At 59.7% G+C, this 15,785-nt stretch carries 16 protein-coding genes; 4 read left to right on the top strand and 12 right to left on the bottom strand.

Features of this window, described 5'->3' with window-relative positions:
- Window positions 1–237: 237 nt before the first annotated feature.
- On the bottom strand, window positions 238–1,248 hold the full coding sequence (locus LRS11_RS19595) for an AraC family transcriptional regulator (protein WP_260494521.1): 1,011 nt from the start codon (window positions 1,246–1,248) through the stop codon (window positions 238–240).
- A gap of 146 nt (window positions 1,249–1,394) precedes the next feature.
- Here LRS11_RS19595 and LRS11_RS19590 point away from each other — a divergent pair, with 146 nt between their 5' ends.
- The 4 genes from LRS11_RS19590 (at window position 1,395) to LRS11_RS19575 (ending at window position 7,151) form a co-directional block, all read left to right on the top strand.
- A complete protein-coding gene (locus tag LRS11_RS19590) occupies window positions 1,395–2,429 on the top strand; it encodes a 2Fe-2S iron-sulfur cluster binding domain-containing protein (RefSeq protein WP_260494520.1) in 1,035 nt (344 codons plus the stop codon).
- A gap of 28 nt (window positions 2,430–2,457) precedes the next feature.
- Window positions 2,458–3,633 (top strand): alkane 1-monooxygenase, encoded by a 1,176-nt coding sequence (locus LRS11_RS19585; RefSeq protein WP_260494519.1) that lies wholly within the window; start codon window positions 2,458–2,460, stop codon window positions 3,631–3,633.
- Between the two features lie 122 nt (window positions 3,634–3,755).
- Window positions 3,756–5,123, top strand: coding sequence for a DUF1329 domain-containing protein (locus tag LRS11_RS19580; RefSeq protein WP_260494518.1), 1,368 nt, complete (start codon window positions 3,756–3,758; stop codon window positions 5,121–5,123).
- Window positions 5,124–5,441: 318 nt separating this feature from the next.
- The gene (locus LRS11_RS19575) at window positions 5,442–7,151 is read left to right on the top strand and encodes an amidase (protein ID WP_260494517.1); all 1,710 of its coding nucleotides are present in this window, start codon (window positions 5,442–5,444) and stop codon (window positions 7,149–7,151) included.
- Between the two features lie 44 nt (window positions 7,152–7,195).
- Here the strand turns inward: LRS11_RS19575 and LRS11_RS19570 are convergent, their stop codons facing one another.
- The 11 genes from LRS11_RS19570 to LRS11_RS19525 form a co-directional block, all read right to left on the bottom strand.
- A complete protein-coding gene (locus tag LRS11_RS19570; protein WP_260494516.1) occupies window positions 7,196–7,588 on the bottom strand; it encodes a GFA family protein in 393 nt (130 codons plus the stop codon).
- 197 nt (window positions 7,589–7,785) lie between these two features.
- On the bottom strand, window positions 7,786–8,637 hold the full coding sequence (locus LRS11_RS19565; RefSeq protein ID WP_260494515.1) for a hypothetical protein: 852 nt from the start codon (window positions 8,635–8,637) through the stop codon (window positions 7,786–7,788).
- 86 nt (window positions 8,638–8,723) lie between these two features.
- Window positions 8,724–9,563, bottom strand: coding sequence for an AbiJ-NTD4 domain-containing protein (locus LRS11_RS19560; protein WP_260494514.1), 840 nt, complete (start codon window positions 9,561–9,563; stop codon window positions 8,724–8,726).
- Between the two features lie 86 nt (window positions 9,564–9,649).
- Window positions 9,650–10,549 carry a hypothetical protein gene (locus LRS11_RS19555; protein ID WP_260494513.1) on the bottom strand — a complete coding sequence of 300 codons (900 nt, stop codon included), beginning with the start codon at window positions 10,547–10,549 and terminating at the stop codon, window positions 9,650–9,652.
- Between the two features lie 95 nt (window positions 10,550–10,644).
- Window positions 10,645–11,349, bottom strand: coding sequence for a hypothetical protein (locus LRS11_RS19550; protein WP_260494512.1), 705 nt, complete (start codon window positions 11,347–11,349; stop codon window positions 10,645–10,647).
- A 205-nt stretch (window positions 11,350–11,554) separates the two neighbouring features.
- Window positions 11,555–12,106, bottom strand: coding sequence for a hypothetical protein (locus tag LRS11_RS19545; RefSeq protein WP_260494511.1), 552 nt, complete (start codon window positions 12,104–12,106; stop codon window positions 11,555–11,557).
- Between the two features lie 102 nt (window positions 12,107–12,208).
- Window positions 12,209–12,499 (bottom strand): hypothetical protein, encoded by a 291-nt coding sequence (locus LRS11_RS19540; protein ID WP_260494510.1) that lies wholly within the window; start codon window positions 12,497–12,499, stop codon window positions 12,209–12,211.
- A 79-nt stretch (window positions 12,500–12,578) separates the two neighbouring features.
- On the bottom strand, window positions 12,579–12,776 hold the full coding sequence (locus LRS11_RS22595; RefSeq protein WP_182833917.1) for an RNA polymerase sigma factor region1.1 domain-containing protein: 198 nt from the start codon (window positions 12,774–12,776) through the stop codon (window positions 12,579–12,581).
- 418 nt (window positions 12,777–13,194) lie between these two features.
- A complete protein-coding gene (gene cobF / locus LRS11_RS19535) occupies window positions 13,195–13,962 on the bottom strand; it encodes a precorrin-6A synthase (deacetylating) (protein WP_260494509.1) in 768 nt (255 codons plus the stop codon).
- Window positions 13,959–14,669 (bottom strand): VWA domain-containing protein, encoded by a 711-nt coding sequence (locus tag LRS11_RS19530; protein WP_260496958.1) that lies wholly within the window; start codon window positions 14,667–14,669, stop codon window positions 13,959–13,961. The genes cobF and LRS11_RS19530 overlap by 4 nt, the downstream gene beginning before the upstream one ends.
- The gene (locus LRS11_RS19525; RefSeq protein ID WP_260494508.1) at window positions 14,651–15,670 is read right to left on the bottom strand and encodes an ATP-binding protein; all 1,020 of its coding nucleotides are present in this window, start codon (window positions 15,668–15,670) and stop codon (window positions 14,651–14,653) included. Before LRS11_RS19525 ends, LRS11_RS19530 begins: the two co-directional genes overlap by 19 nt.
- Window positions 15,671–15,785: the final 115 nt, after the last annotated feature.

Here is a 15,785-nt window from a genome sequence, read left to right as displayed (position 1 = left end):
TACTATGGGGTGAGTGGCCTGATCCCAAGTGCGGGAATATAGCGATAGCATTGGCGTGCTTAGCTTCGATAAAAAGGTGAAAATTTATTCATATAAGTCATCCCCTTATTTTGCCCGTTTTGTGTCGATATCAGCTGTCTGAAGCGTGCCCAGCTAGCTGCCTTCTAAAAAATAGCTATCTGTAATTAACGGTATCAGAGGGCACTAGGGCAGGAGCCGTAGAATCCGCCCCGCTTTCTAGCCGCCACCCACTCCATATTCAGACGGCGGCACCCCCTCCCAGCGCTTGAACGCCCGGCGGAAGTTGGCCACGTCGTTATAGCCGAGCGAGTAGGCGATTTCCTCCACGCTGAGGTGGCCGGCCTTGAGGTGTTCCACCGCCAGGCTGTGGCGGACTTCCTCGAGTAGCTGCTTGAAGCTGGTGCCTTCGTCCAGCAGGCGGCGGTGCAGGGTGCGCGGGGTCAGGTGGAACAGGCGGGCGGTCACGATCAGGCTGGGGAAGCCGTTGTGTTTCTCCAGCATCAGGCGGCGGATGCGTGCGCCCAGGCTGGTGGTCTCGCCGAGCTTGCGCAGTTCGCGCTGGCAGATCAGCTCCGCTTCGCGAAAGGCCTCCGGGTCCGCCATGCGCAGGGGCTGGTCGAGCAGGGCGCTGGCGAAGGTGAAACCGGCCCAGGGCTGGGCGTAGGCGACCGGGCAGTTGAACATGGCCTGGGCCAGTTGCGCATAGCCGGGCGTGGGAAACGGAAAGCTGACCTGTTGCAGGCGCACGTTGCCCAGGGTGGCGGCGTCCAGAATGTTCTTGATCGCCAGCATCACCGCCTCCAGCACGCTGCGTTCGATGGCGCCGAGCGGGTAGCGAGGGATGAGCTGGATATGTTCCTGCTGCGCCTCGGCATCATGCACATGCTGCAGGCTCACCAGGGTGGTGCGTACCGCCAGGTAGCGCTCCAGCAGTTTGATCGTTTGGCGCAGGGACTCGCTTTGCAGGGCGGCGAAGCCGAGGATGCCGTGGGTGTTGACCAGCAGCCGCTCGCCCACCAGCAGGCCCAGCGCCGGGTCGTCCGACAGCTGCACGGCGCGCTCGATCAGCCGGCTGAACAGGGCATAGCCTGGCTGGAAGCTGGGGTCGTCCAGCTGCTGCGCGTCGACCCCGCACTGTTCGAGCCAGTCGCCGGGGGCCTTGCCCATGATGCGCAGCTGTTCGGCGAATTGCCGCAGGTAAAGCACGGGAAGCAGGAAGTCGGACATGCGTGTGTCTCGTCATTTTTCTTGTGTAGCGAATGTCAATTAATGACCCCCTGAATGTCAATCCGTAACCTCTCGGCAGCACCTCGTTCCTCCCTAGGATTCAGGCGTCCCGCACCGCTCGGTGCGGAATCCGAAGCGGAGGACGCATGTTTTATTTCCTATCCAGGCCGCGCGCGAGCAGGGCCGCGATCAACGGTATCGACGTCGAGGTGCAGCCCCGGGAGACCCTGCTGCAGGCTGCACTGCGCCAGGGCATCGACTTCCCGCACAGCTGCCGGGTCGGTGGCTGTGCCAGTTGCAAGTGCCGGCTGGTCGAGGGGCGGGTCCGTGAGCTGACCGAGAGCGGCTACATCCTCTCCGACGCGGAACTGGATGCCGGCTATATCCTCGCCTGCCAGAGCGTGCCCAGGGGCGACGTGCGCATCGAGGTCGACCTGGCGCGCCAGCAGGCCCGCCGTCAGGTGCGCGGCCGGGTGGTGGCGCAGGAGCGCCTGACCCACGATATCAGCCGCCTGGTCATCCAGCTCGACGACAGCCTGGCGTACCAGGCCGGCCAGTATGCCGAGCTGACGCTCGACAGCCTGCCGCAGCAGCCACGCAGCTTCTCCTTCGCCAGCCCGGTGCAGGCCGATGGCCAAGTCAGTTTCTTTATCCGCCGGGTGCCCGGCGGGTTGTTCACCGGCCTGGTCGATGAGCAGCCGCTGCTCGGCCAGGGCGTGACCGTCGCCGGCCCGCTGGGCGACTTTCATCTGCGCCCGGGCGCGGCGCCGTTATTGCTGATCGCCGGCGGCAGCGGCCTGGCACCGCTGCTGGCGATGCTGCAGGACGCCCTGGTAGATGGCTGCAAACGGCCCGCCACCCTGCTGTTCGGCGCTCGCGAGGAGCGCGACCTCTACGCCCTGGACGCCATCGCTGCGATCGCTGCGCAGTGGCGCGCACCGTTCCGCTTCGTGCCGGTGCTGTCTGCGGCGGCCGTCGATGCGCCCTGGCAGGGCGCCAGAGGCCTGGTCACCACGCAGATTGCCGTCCTGCTCGAGCCTGGCGCCCACGCCTACCTGTGCGGCCCGCCCGCCATGATCGACAGCGCCGTGCCCCTGCTGCGCGCAATGGGCGTGAGCAGCGAGCACATCCATGCCGACCGCTTCACCACCTGCCAAGACGCCCGGCCGGTGCCGGCCTGAACCCGTCATCACAACAAGAGAGACGACCATGAACGCTCTGCACTACCTCAAGTACTTCCTGTTCCACGCCGTCGGCCTGCTCGCGGCCACCGCCATCCTCGCCGGTGGCGCCTGGATCAGCCTCGGCCTGCTCGCCATCGTGGCCTTCTACGTGATCGGCGATGCCATCAGCGGCGACGACACCAGCACTCCGCAGTTCAAGCATCCCGGCATTCTCACTGTGCAGCTGTGGCTGGCTCTGCCGCTGCTGGCCTTTATCGTGTTCGCGGCGGTGTGGAGCGTCAGCGGCGGGGATTTCCTCGGTTTCGGCGCCGCGCTGAGCCGGCTCAGCGGCTATGACCTGCTCGCCGCCCGCGATGCCACCGATGCCGGCCACCACGTCTCCACCTGGGCCATCACCTGGCTGATGATCGGCATGACCGGCACCATCCCGGCCCATGAGCTGACCCACCGCACCTGGGACCCGATCTCCATGCTGGTCGGCCGCTGGCTGCTGGCCTTCAGCTTCGATACGGTGTTCGCCATCGAGCACGTTTACGGCCACCACCGCTACGTCTCCACCAGCGAGGACCCGGCCACCGCGCCACGCGGGCGCAACGTTTACTTCCACGTGCTTGCCTCGACCCTCAAGGGCAACCTGAGCGCCTGGGCGATCGAGAAGAAGCGCCTGGCACGCAAGGGCCACAGCCTGTTCGGCTGGCACAACGCAGTGCTGCGCGGCTACCTGATGAGCCTGCTGCTGGTCGTTGCCGCCTACGCCATCGGCGGCGCCTGGGCCGCACTGTTCTTCGTCGCGAGTGCCCTGGCGGGCAAGGCGCTGCTGGAGATCGTCAACTACATGGAGCACTACGGCATGGTGCGCAACCCGGCCACGCCGGTGCAGCCACGGCATTCGTGGAACACCAACAAGCGCATCAGCTCCTGGGCCATGTTCAACCTGACCCGCCACTCCCATCACCACGCCCAGGGCGAAGTGCCTTACCAGGATCTCAAGCCCTTCCCGGATGCGCCGATGATGGTCGGCGGCTACCTGACCACCATCATCGTGGCCATGATCCCGCCGCTCTGGCACCACTTGATGACGCCCAAGGTGCTGGCCTGGGACCGCGACTATGCCAGTGCCGAAGAGCGCGAGCTGGCCCGTGCGGCGAACGCCCGCAGCGGCATCCAGGCACTGCTGGCCGCCAATCGCCACTCTGGCTAACGCGTTAGCGAAACCTGAAGCCCCTGGCAACCAACGACTGGCGCGTGCCGGATCGCCAGCGCCGGCACATTGCCCGCTGGCAGGCCGCACCTCGACAAACCAGAACTACGGATACCCTCTTCATGAAAGCCATGATCAATCTGCTTTTCGGCCTGGCATGCAGCCTCTGCGGCCTCAACGCACAGGCGGCCGTTTCCAGCGCTGAAGCCCAGCGCCTGGGCCAGGACCTGACCCCGGTTGGCGCCGTACGGGCCGGCAACAGTGCCGGCACCATTCCCGCGTGGAACGGCGGTTTGCCCAAGGATGCCGGGCAGGAGAACCAGGACGGTTTTCTCGACGACCCCTTCGCCGATGAGCAACCGCTGTTCACCATCACCGCCGAGAACCTTGCGCAATACCAGGAGAACCTGTCCGCAGGCCAGATTGCGATGTTCAAGCGTTACCCCGACAGCTACCGGATGCCGGTCTACCCGAGCCATCGCACGGTCGCCTTGCCCGACGCTGTCTACGCCGCGATCAAGACCAGCGCGCTGAACACCGAAGCGATCGCCAGTGGTAATGGCCTGAAAGGTTTCTCCGCGAGCCGCTATTACGCCTTTCCACTGCCGCAAAATGGGCTTGAGGTGGTGTGGAACCACATCACCCGTTACCGCGGCCGTACCCTGCGCCGCAGCATCGTCCAGGTCACGCCGCAGGTCTCGGGGGACTACACCCTTGTCCGCTTCGAAGACAAGGTCGGCTTTCCCGAGGGTTTGAAGGATCTCGACGCGGAAAAAACCGCCAATGCCTTGCTCTATTACACCCAGCGGGTCACGGCACCGGCACGCCTGGCCGGCAACGTGCTGCTGGTGCATGAGTCCATCGACCAGATCAGCCAGCCGCGCATGGCCTGGTTGTACAACGCTGGCCAGCGTCGTGTGCGCCGCGCGCCACAGGTCGCCTATGACGGCCCCGGCACGGCGGCGGACGGCCTCGCCACCATGGACAATCTGGACATGTACAACGGCGCGCCGGATCGCTACGAGTGGCGCCTGCTGGGCAAGCGCGAGCTGTATATCCCGTACAACAACTACAAGCTCGAATCGCCCAGCCTCAAGTACAGCGACATCGTCAAAGCCGGGCATACCAACCAGGACCTGGCCCGCTATGAACTGCACCGGGTCTGGGAAGTCGAGGCCGTGCTGAAACCGGGGGAGCGGCATATCTATGCCAAACGCCGCTTCTTCCTGGACGAAGACTCGTGGCAGATCGCGTTATCCGAACAGTACGACACGCGCGGTCAATTGTGGCGAGTGGGCCAGGCCATGCTGATTCACCAGTACAAGGCGCAGGTTCCCCTGTATGCCTTCGAGACGCTCAATGACCTGGTGGCGGGGCGCTATCTGGCCATCGGCATGAAGAACGAGGAGAAGCGTGGGGTCGAGTTCGATATCGACCTGTCCGCAGCCGAGTTCACGCCTGCGGCGCTGCGCAACGCCGGGGTGCGTTAGCGGTTCAGGGGCAGGCTCGTGCAGCGAGCTTGCCCGAGCCTGGCGCCGATTCGGCACGATCGAGACTGCGTCGTGCGAGCCGTTCTATGGCGGCCCTGGCCTGTTGGTCCAGGGCATTCTTCAGGCTGTGCTTGTTGGCCTGCAGGTCGCCGGCGCGGGGGCAGATTGTCGCCGTTGCGATTTCTCTGCGCCGCGCTTGGTGCTAAATAGAAGGGCTAACCCTATCGCGTAATGCCGTGCAACGAGAACCGCTATGAGCAGCCATTCTGAGACCAGCCGTAAACATCCAGTCAGCCAGCCTGTGGCGGCGGTGAGCGCATGATCGAAGTCACCGAGGTTTCCATCGCCGAACTGCGCGCCGCGCTCGAAGCCGGCCGCACCAGCGCCGTCGAGCTGGTCCAGGCCTATCTGGCGCGGATTGATGCTTACGATGGCCCCGCCACATCCACCGCGCTGAATGCCGTGGTGGTGCGTAACCCCGAGGCTCTGGCCGAGGCACATGCCTCCGACGCGCGCCGCGCGCGTGGCGCTACCCTCAGCCCGCTCGACGGCATCCCCTACACGGCCAAGGACAGCTACCTGGTCAAAGGCCTCACCGCCGCCTCCGGCAGCCCGGCGTTCAAGGACCTGGTCGCCCAGCGCGACGCCTTCACCGTCGAGCGTCTGCGCGCTGGCGGCGCCATCTGCCTGGGCAAGACCAACATGCCGCCCATGGCCAACGGCGGCATGCAGCGCGGCGTGTATGGCCGCGCGGAAAGCCCGTACAACGCCGCCTACCTCACCGCGCCGTTCGCCTCGGGCTCGTCCAACGGTGCCGGCACCGCCACCGCCGCCAGCTATGCCGCCTTCGGCCTGGCCGAGGAAACCTGGTCGAGCGGCCGTGGCCCGGCCTCGAATAATGGTCTGTGCGCCTACACCCCGTCGCGAGGGGTGATCTCGGTGCGCGGCAACTGGCCGCTGACCCCGACCATGGACGTGGTGGTGCCTTACGCGCGAACCATGGCCGACCTGCTCGAAGTGCTCGACGTGGTGGTGGCGGACGACCTCGACACCCGTGGCGACCTCTGGCGCCTGCAACCCTGGGTGCCGATCCCCAAGGCCTCGGCGGTGCGCCCGGCTTCCTACCTGGAACTTGCCGCCCCGCGTGATGCACTCAAGGGCAAGCGCTTCGGCGTGCCGCGCATGTTTATCAACCAGGATGAGCTGGCCGGCACCAGCGAGAAGCCCGGTATTGGCGGCCCGACCGGGCAGCGGATTCATACCCGCGCCACGGTGATCGAGCTGTGGCAGCAGGCGCGCCAGGCCCTCGAAGCCGCCGGCGCGCAAGTGATCGAAGTGGACTTCCCGCTGGTCTCCAATTGCGAGGGCGACCGCCCTGGCGCCCCGACCGTGTACAACCGCGGCCTGGTGTCCAAGGAGTTCCTCCATGATGAACTGTGGGAGCTGTCAGGCTGGGCGTTCGACGACTTCCTGCGGGCCAATGGCGATCCCAAGCTGAACAAGCTCGCCGATGTCGACGGCCCGCTGATCTTCCCCCACGACCCGGGCACGCTGCCGAATCGCGAAGACGACCTGGCCGCCGGCATGGACGAATACGTGAACATGGCCAAGCGCGGCATCAAGTCGTGGGATCAGATAGCTACGCTGCCGGACGGCCTGCGCGGCCTGGAAAAGACCCGCAAGATCGACCTCGAAGACTGGATGGACAACCTCGGCCTCGACGCGGTGCTGTTCCCCACCGTGGCCGACGTCGGCCCGGCGGACGCCGATGTGAACCCGGCCTCGGCGGATATCGCCTGGAGCAACGGCATCTGGGTGGCCAACGGCAATCTGGCCATCCGTCACCTGGGCGTGCCGACCGTCACCGTGCCGATGGGCGTGATGGCGGACATCGGCATGCCGGTGGGGCTGACCTTCGCCGGGCGTGCCTATGACGATTCGGCGTTGCTGCGTTTGGCGGCGGCGTTCGAAGCGACGGGTTCGAAGCGCCTGGTGCCGCCGCGGACTCCGCCGTTGGGGCGCGGCTAGCCTCTAACCGGGTGGGTGGACAACCGCGCCGTGGCGCCTGCCCGCTACTCCTCGAAGCGACTGCTGGCGTCACGATCGCGCTCGTATCGTCTGGCGAGCGGAAACGGCGGCAACCAGGACTCACGCCGGATGATCCAGCTTTCGTAGGTGGGCATCAGTTGGTCGGGAGTATCCAGGGCCCCCAGGTTCACTTCGATTTCGTCGGCGCTGCGGGCGAAAACGGACGAGCCGCAGCGCGGACAGAAAAACCGCCCGGCGTAGTCGCGTGTTTCGCCCTCGATCGTCACCGCATCCTGAGGGAATATCGCGGAAGCGTGAAAAAGGCTGCCGTGATGCTTGCGGCAGTCGAGGCAGTGACACAGGCCGACCCGGTAGGGCCGTCCCGACGCGACGATGCAAACGTTGCCGCACAGGCAACCGCCCGTGAATCGCTCCATGCTGCGTCTCCTCTAACGATTAAGCTAACGGGCAGGCAAAAGCGCAGCTTTTGGCTGTCCAGCGAACGAAGTGAGCGACAGTTGAGCGCATTGTTAGGCGGCGCCTCGCATTTTTGTGGAAAGAACAGTTCCTTTCGTGTCTGCGCACTCTCGATATATTTGGTTAGAATGCATGTTTTGGTGATTCGCACCGCCAATTATCCGAAACCTACTCGCTCAAATATTTCAGCAAAAATAGCTGATATAAATTCACCAGTCACGGTAATAAGTGGAATTCCCGACAGCCCTGCAAGCAGCAACGAATATGAAGGTAAATTCTCTGTTGAGAATCCGCTTTTCTGAAGTATTGCATCAACTAAAGAAGTGGTAACTACGAACGAGGAAATGCAGAATGCCGAAATTAAGAAGAGCTTAAGCCCCTGGTAGTGATGTTTGCTTGAGTGGCCCATCGAAACGTCTAGTGGAATTGCTTTTCTGTTAATGTACATGCTCGATAGTCGCCCGAGGACAAACATTGCTCCGGCCAAAAATACATAATCGGGAACAATCACGGATGCATGAATATTTAGTGGGTGTAACAGCCATGCAATCAAACCAAAAACAGGAAGCCATAAGAGTTTGTTAAGTGGAGTAACCGTAAGATTAACTGGAATTGCAGTAAGTATGTCGACAATGCGCCATTTTATAGGGCGAGTAATTTTTGTTCCATCAAACAGAACTCTCTTATGGTTTTCCGCTATCGCACCAACGTATATTTTTCCAGTGATCGCGACACAAGCCAAGCCGAGAATGAGACTAAGGCCACCTAGATTGGACCCATTGGTAGACCAATTTTCTGGAAAATATCTGTAGACAAATCCAAATAAAAGTGCCCAAAAAATTGCTGCACCGCTGAGAAGTGACGGCGGGGTGTCAGTCGCAAATTCGTTCTTTGAATCGAGGTTATTTTTGATAAAAATACCTACCCGATAATTAGGATTAAAGGTATGCAGCCAAAAGAGTGGATAAGAAATTATAGCGACAATAAACACTGAATACGCAGTTAACATGTATAGCTCCGTATGTTCTGTTTTCGTCTAACGATTAAGCTAAGGGGCAGGCTTCGCCGGTCTCAGTGAGCGAAGTTAGCGCTTTTTTAGCTTTTTTCACTGGCCTTGCCTAATACATAGTTTACGAATGCACTGCACGCAACAAGCATGAATTTTGCGTCACTATAGCTTATAGAGCTCTCTTCCAGCAGAGCATGGCGAATTCCATTGGAGTCGCTTGTGTATCCATACAAGCTAGACAGCGCTTTCTTGAATGCAGGGTGCAACTGATGCGAGCGTTCTATTGTGTTTAATGCAGCACCAAGCGTTGCTTTGGGGTCGCCGGATATAGAGGCGCACAGCGACTCTACTGCGCTTATTGACTCTTTAATGGAGTTCCTAAAGTCGGGCGACTTGCGATCGGAGAGGAAGTTCAAGGATGTTCGGAGGTGTTTATTGGCTCCGGTGTACTTGGTCGTAGCGTTGATGGCTGTTTCTATGCTTTCAATCTCTTCCTCACTGGTAATATCTGTAAGCTGTAGGTCAATAAATCTATAGGCAGAAAGCTCTTTTTCAAGTATGTGGTTGCAAAAATTTACGTACTGATCTTTGAGATCTTTGGGGGACACTTGTGCTGTAAACTCAATGAGATCGTAAGCTTCATGCCACTGGCATTCGAAAAAATACTTTCGAATTCGCTTATGCGCTTCCTCAAAATAGCTAGGTAAGTTGTCTAGTGGAAACTTAAATAAATTATGCCAGTAGTTTTGGAATAGCTCATATAGATTGGTGTTGCGAAATGAAGTGTCGTAAGGGTTGTATTCAATTTTTTCCCATATGCACAGATGTAATGCGTTCCAGAGTCCATGCCTTAGTGCATCGTCCATGCCATCTTTCTGGATTTTATCTTTAACCGGTGATAATCCTTTTCGCTTAGAAAATAACATGACGTATGTCCATAGAAGCTAACGATTAAGCTAAGGGGCCGGCTTCGCCGCTCCCTGCGAGCGAAGTGAGCGCTTTGAGCGAATTGTTAGGAGTTACTAGACGTTATTTGTGGATGCTCGCCAATATTGCGAGATTTACATATCTCTTGAATAACGTCTTCTCGCCAACAGAGGCCCAATGCCGCGCCTTCCTCTTCCCTTCCAACTCTGCCGCTGTAGCAGCCGATAAATTGCATCCGATTTTCACCGAGTAAGACGTCATCTCGACTCCAAAAATTTGGGTCATCCATATTCAATTCTTTGTATGGATCTGATGAGTCCCAGTTTCCAGTGTACGCAGCGAAAACTGGGGAGCCAGACATTCCCGACCTAGTTAGGGAGTCGATAAAGAACGCCGGCAATTTGGTGCCGCCTTGAGTCCCTGCAATTTCTGAAAGACTTCCACCTATTTCAATATCGTAATGTGGCTCTGAGGCAATATAACCAGATTTCCACAGCGGCAGACCAAATCCAACACTTAAGGAGTGAGGGAATCCAATAATGAACGCTGTACAGCCAGGTTTTACAGGGATTTTTATTTTACTGATGCAGTTGGCCGCGTTATGCATGAATTCTGGACAGCTTTTCGGCCTATTTAAAGGAAGGGCAACCACATCACATGTATGGCCTAACTTAGGGTGTTGATACCAGCATGGTTCGTAATCTTTGTAAATATCAACCTGTTGCGCAGTAGTTGTGAATTTATCCCCGTCAATGTAGGTGGATAACTTCACCTTAATATATGTAGGAAACCTTGAGGGATCGCTAAGTGGAGCTCTCGTCAAAAAGTGCCGACCACTGAAATTATGCCAATTAGTAATAAGGAACCATTCTTCCCCATATTCATAGAAAAATGCACTACCTGTTGATATGACGCCAGCGTCATCGCACATAAAAATCTGAAATGGAGATTGAGAGTATGTGCTACGAATACCGTTTTCAGGCATGTGGCTTTCTCCTAACGTTTGGTTAAGGGGCCGGCTTTAGCCGGTCCCGAGTGAGCGAAGCGAACGGCTTGAACCATTTGTTAGGCCGCGCCACATCAGCGTGTTTTTAGGTTGCGTATGATTGCCAAAACTTTCACACTTTTAACCATTACACCAGGCAGTATTCCGCCTTGCGCATCTCGGAGTCCAGCCAATCCCAATTGTCGTCCGGCTACCACTCCTATTGCTCCGCCGACAACAGCTTCAGCCGGTGGCAGAGCATTGGGGTCGTCGCCGTTAATTATTTTTACATTGGGTAGCATGTAAACTGCCGCGGCCGGTGTGGTTTCCGGCTCTGGCTTATTTATACTTGATGCGGGCCTCGGGGGGATTTTTGAGTCAGCATCTCCTGTGGCATTTCGATAATCAGCATAATGAAAGTACCACGGGTCATCATCCTCGAAATCATATGGAACAAAGACGCCGCCCTCATCCCCAGTAAATAAATTAATTGCTCTGGGGTTGCTCAGCGTTCCTGGACGCTCTCCAGTGGCGAGAAAGTGATAGCCTTGCTCCTCGTTGAGAAATACTAGACATTTATGTGGGCCGCGATAATAGACGCCATCTTCGTCATGGCCGATAGCTATATATTCGCCTTTGGTAAGGCCTGCTAGAAATCGATCGCCGAATGGTCCTTCATAAAATTCGAAAATATCCTCTTCTAAAACGAATCGCCCTCCATCGTCGCTGGGTATTATTTGTTTGGTTGGAATGCAGCCCGAGCAAAGAATTAAAAGAAGTAATAATATATAGTGGCGCATCAGTTGTGTCTTGTTTGATTGATGGTTGTTTGGTCTAGATGTGTGGTGTGTCTTATCCGCATTGTGTGTGGCACTACCATCTTCGATGCATGGCTCCGATTATTTAGCCTAACGCCCAAGTTCACCAGCGCCATGCGAAGCATGGGCGTCCGTGTGCAATGACCAGTTAGGCTTTTCGGTGGAATTGGCCCATCCCGTGTGCTTATCAGATGATGTCATGGATGAACTCTTCGCCAAAGATTTGGAGAGCGTGTTCGTTGGCGATGGTTTGCAATGCATACAGCGCTCCAGTCAACTCTTGTGGGTAGAACCGAAAAGTAGCGCTTTCCAGCTTTGCACCCTTTTGAAGCCAGCGCGCGGATGTTGCCGCGTACTGCTCCTCGGACAACCCCTTGTAGCGCTCAAACGGATACCTCAAACCAACGAAATTCCGACCCCATTCAGCAAGGGTTTTTGTTGACTCTGCAGTGAAGGCCGATGGCCCTATGCGCTCGCCGCAAAGCGATATCAGCCGCGCTTGGGTTTCTGGTTGAAGAGCGGAGAAGATGGCTTTGTAGTCATGGCCGAATTCATCTGCTTGTCGTGATTGCTCAATTTCAAACAGAAACTTGAGAAGTAGCTCCAATCCGAGCAGTTTGAGCAAATGGTCTGAATCAGCGCGCCTAGACCCAAGTGGATCAGCTTCCACTAAGATTTGCGCGTCGGAAAGCCTTCTTATGGCTTCCCTATGCATCAAGCGTAAACGTAGATGATCCATGTTTGTCCAAAGCGCTATACAAGGCCTAACGTTTGGTTAAGGGGCCGCGGAACGCGGTCCCGAACGAGCGAAGCGAGTGACTTGAACCATTTGTTAGGCGGCTCACTCGGTGACCTGCTTTAAATTCGCATGCTCTGCAATAAGCCATTTTGAGCCAACAGAAGGGAAGGTTATGTTTATAACCGTGATGCCTTCTTCTCCTGGTTGGATCTCTTCAACTTTCCCAACGCCGAACTTTGCATGGGTGAGCTCTTGCCCTATGCGCACGGTGCCAAGGCCGATAATTTCATGCTCTTGAACGCTGTCCACCCCAGGTAGTGAGCTTGCGGGAATAGCTTCTGCAGAAATGCACGCTGCAAAGGCAAAGAAAGTGGCTTTAAAAGGCGATTTCATTTGTTTACGCCTAACGTTTGGCTAAGGGGCCGGCTTTAGCCAGCCCCGAGTGAGAGAAGCGAACGGCTTGAATCATTTGTTAGGCTTCTGGGTGTCCATTGTTAGCGCTCGCTTGATCATTGACTATAGAGATACCCATATCGCTGATCATCAGCAATATGTCATTGATAAGCTCTTCTTGTGTGATGTCTTCAGGCAATATTTCTAGGACTTCAGACTTCAGTAGGAAGCCTTGGGATCGCCCCTTGCTTATTAGGGATTTTAGGTCTGGATGCATCCTGCTATGACCTCTGCCTCTGTGAGCCTAACTATAAGTAGACGCCACAAGTGGCGTAATGCGGTGCGCTCTTTGTGGCGTATGACGTTCCTTGTACATGGATAACTCCTTCAGCAGCTTGCAAGACGCGCTGGAAACGCAACATGAGGCGGGGAGAAAAAGCGACATGGTCTGCGCGGAGATTACGAAGTCGCTAGCCGCGTGTCCATGGCCTGCTTTTGGCCGATTCCCGCCTATCGCGCCCGGCCGCTTTGGGGCGGTTTCTTCCAGTTCTAAAAGGCCGATTGGGTCGTAACCAGCAAGTAGCCTAGGCAACCAGGGTGGAAAACGCTGCGCAGTTTTCCACGGGGTTGCCATCCAGCCTGCGCGGGTTGGATCGTGGGTAGGAGGACAACGCTCTGCTTGTCCACCGTCGATCTCAATCCCGCGCCGTTCTGCTCTTGCGCAGCAGGTAGCTATCCATAATCCACCCATTCCTCTCCCGCGCCTGCGCGCGGGTCGCGGCAATCCGCTCCGCCACCTCGTCCAACGCTCCAGCAATCAAAATCTCGTCCGCCGTCCCCACATACGCCCCCCAATAGATATGCAGCCCCTGCCCAACAAAACGCAGGTAGCTGTCCTTGGCGTCGAGCATCACCGCCACGCTGTCCACGCCTTGCGGCCAGCCCTCGGCGAGCAGGCGGCCGGTGGTGATTTCCACGGCGCGGCCGATGCTGTTGAGCGGTACGCGGTGGCGGGCGGTGAGTGCCTGCAGGCTGGTGATGCCGGGGATCACTTCGTAGCTCAGGTCGCTGCGCGCGGCGGCGATGGCCTCGATGATGCGGATGCTGCTGTCGTACAGCGAGGGGTCGCCCCAGACCATAAAGGCGGCCACTTCGCCGTCGGCCATCTGCGCGTCGATCAGCTGCTCGAACACCGCCTGCTTGTCGCGGTTCAGCTCGTCCACGCTGGCGCGGTAGTCGGCGGCCTCGCGCTCGCGCTCCGGTTGTACACCTTCGGCAAAACGTGGCGTGTGGCCGTCGAGGTAGCGCGTGCAGATTTCCCGGCGCAGGGCGTTGAGCTTGTGCTTGGCCGGGCCCTTGTCGAGCAGGAAGATCACGTCGGCGCGGCGCAGCGCCTTGAGCGCCTGCATCGTGATGTAGTCGGGGTCGCCGGCGCCGATGCCGACCAGCAGCAGTTCTTTCATGGTGTGTTCCAGGTGGGGGACTTGGCGCTGGGCGCCAGCGAGTCGATATGGCGGTAGTCGGCGCCCAGTTGCGCGGCCAGCAGGTGGGCGCGGCCGAGGCGCACGGGCGTGCGTTCGATATCCACCAGCAGCGCCGGGCACTGGCTGGCGGGCAGGGCGGGCCAGTCGCGCAGGCGGCCGTCGGTGAGGATCAGCAGGTGCTGCTGTTCGCCTGGTTGTCGGCGTTGGCGCCGTGTCTGCCACCGTGCGGCCTGCTGCAGGGCCTCGATCAGCGGGGTGCCGCCGCCGGCGCCGAGCTGGTCGAGCCAGTCGCGCAGGGCGGTCGAGGTTTTTTGGCCCTGCCATAGCCAGCGCGGTTGTGTGCCGGTGGCGTGCAGCAGGGCCAGGCGCGCGCGTTGGCGGTAGGCCGCCTCGAACACTTCGGCGAGCAGGCCCTTGGCCTGACTCAGGGCGCCATGGCGGCGGGTCGAGGCGGAGGCATCGACTATTACCAGCCAGAGTTCGCTGGGCTGCGCGCTGCGTGGGCGGCGTAGCAGATCCTGACGGCTGCGCGGGCGGCCCTTGAGCAAGGTCGCCGGCCAGTCGATGGCGCCCAGCAAGCCGCTGCGGCTGGCGCCATTGCGCCCGCCGTTCAGGCTGCCCGGTTTCGCTCTGGCATCCGCGCCGAGGGGCTGGCGCGGGCGGATGCTCAGGGCTTTTTTGCCCAGCGCGGCGGTTCGCGCCGTTCGCCCATGGCCTGGACCTGCGCTGGCAGTTCGCCCCACTGGCCTTCGCCTTGGGGCGGTGCGTTGGCGGTGGACGGGCTTGGCGCGGGTTGCTGCTGTTGTGGCTGTTGTTGCTGTGGGGTTTGGGCTGGCGGCGCAGGGCGGCGGCGATGGCGCAGGACGAAGTCGGCCACCGCGTCGATGTCCTGATCGTCGATGCGCTCGGCTCCGCGCCAGGCCGCATGGGCGCGGGCGGCGCGCAGCCAGACCAGGTCGGCGCGCAGGCCGTCGACGCCGGCGGCGAAGCAGCGCAGGGCGATGGCCTCCAGCGCGGCGTCGGACAGGGGAATCCCTGCCAGGCGTTCGCGAGCGTTCAGGCAGCGGCTGCGCAGCTCATCCTGGGCGGCGGCCCAGCTGTGCAGGAAGGCCTGCGGGTCGCTGTCGAAGGCCAGCCGGCGGCGCATGATCTCGGCGCGCTGGGCCGGTTGCGGCTGGCCGTCCAGGGCCAGGTTGAGGCCAAAGCGATCCAGCAGTTGCGGGCGCAGTTCGCCTTCCTCGCCGTTCATCGTACCGATCAGCACGAAGCGCGCGCTGTGGCGATGGGAGATGCCGTCGCGCTCGATATGGTTGACCCCGCTGGCGGCGGCATCCAGCAGCAGGTCGACCAGGTGATCTGGCAGCAGATTGACCTCGTCGACATACAGCACGCCGCCATCGGCCTTGCTCAGCAGACCGGGGCAGAACTGCGCGCGGCCTTCACCGAGGGCGGCGTCCAGGTCGAGGGTGCCGACGATGCGTTCCTCGCTGGCGCCCAGCGGCAGGGTGACGAAATGGCCGCTGGGCAGCAGCTCGGCCAGGCCGCGAGCCAGGGTCGACTTGGCCATGCCGCGCGGGCCTTCGATCAGCACCCCGCCGATGGCCGGGTCGACGGCCACCAGGCACAGGGCCAGCTTGAGGTCATCGGCGCCGACGACGGCAGCGAGGGGGAAGTGGTGGTCGGTCATGGCGATTCCTGCGTGTGCGGGGTGTTTTGCTCCCTCGCCCATTTATGGGAGAGGGGAGAAACGCTTTGTAGCCCGGATGCAATTCGGGGTTGCCTATCGCCATCTCCCCGGATTG

Origin of the sequence: Pseudomonas sp. J452 (assembly GCF_024666525.1) — a bacterium.
Classification (GTDB): domain Bacteria; phylum Pseudomonadota; class Gammaproteobacteria; order Pseudomonadales; family Pseudomonadaceae; genus Aquipseudomonas.
This window is presented reverse-complemented; position numbering and strand designations above follow the sequence as displayed.

Excerpts from the sequence above, each read along its gene's own strand:
- LRS11_RS19550 (WP_260494512.1), bottom strand. The coding sequence starts at position 11,349 with ATGCGCCACTATATATTATTACTTCTTTTAATTCTTTGCTCGGGCTGC.
- LRS11_RS19565 (WP_260494515.1), bottom strand. The coding sequence starts at position 8,637 with ATGTTAACTGCGTATTCAGTGTTTATTGTCGCTATAATTTCTTATCCA.
- LRS11_RS19540 (WP_260494510.1), bottom strand. The coding sequence starts at position 12,499 with ATGAAATCGCCTTTTAAAGCCACTTTCTTTGCCTTTGCAGCGTGCATT.
- LRS11_RS19590 (WP_260494520.1), top strand. The coding sequence starts at position 1,395 with ATGTTTTATTTCCTATCCAGGCCGCGCGCGAGCAGGGCCGCGATCAAC.
- LRS11_RS19570 (WP_260494516.1), bottom strand. The coding sequence starts at position 7,588 with ATGGAGCGATTCACGGGCGGTTGCCTGTGCGGCAACGTTTGCATCGTC.
- LRS11_RS19575 (WP_260494517.1), top strand. The coding sequence starts at position 5,442 with ATGATCGAAGTCACCGAGGTTTCCATCGCCGAACTGCGCGCCGCGCTC.
- cobF (WP_260494509.1), bottom strand. The coding sequence starts at position 13,962 with ATGAAAGAACTGCTGCTGGTCGGCATCGGCGCCGGCGACCCCGACTAC.
- LRS11_RS19595 (WP_260494521.1), bottom strand. The coding sequence starts at position 1,248 with ATGTCCGACTTCCTGCTTCCCGTGCTTTACCTGCGGCAATTCGCCGAA.
- LRS11_RS19555 (WP_260494513.1), bottom strand. The coding sequence starts at position 10,549 with ATGCCTGAAAACGGTATTCGTAGCACATACTCTCAATCTCCATTTCAG.
- LRS11_RS19580 (WP_260494518.1), top strand. The coding sequence starts at position 3,756 with ATGAAAGCCATGATCAATCTGCTTTTCGGCCTGGCATGCAGCCTCTGC.
- LRS11_RS19545 (WP_260494511.1), bottom strand. The coding sequence starts at position 12,106 with ATGGATCATCTACGTTTACGCTTGATGCATAGGGAAGCCATAAGAAGG.
- LRS11_RS19585 (WP_260494519.1), top strand. The coding sequence starts at position 2,458 with ATGAACGCTCTGCACTACCTCAAGTACTTCCTGTTCCACGCCGTCGGC.
- LRS11_RS19525 (WP_260494508.1), bottom strand. The coding sequence starts at position 15,670 with ATGACCGACCACCACTTCCCCCTCGCTGCCGTCGTCGGCGCCGATGAC.
- LRS11_RS19560 (WP_260494514.1), bottom strand. The coding sequence starts at position 9,563 with ATGTTATTTTCTAAGCGAAAAGGATTATCACCGGTTAAAGATAAAATC.
- LRS11_RS22595 (WP_182833917.1), bottom strand. The coding sequence starts at position 12,776 with ATGCATCCAGACCTAAAATCCCTAATAAGCAAGGGGCGATCCCAAGGC.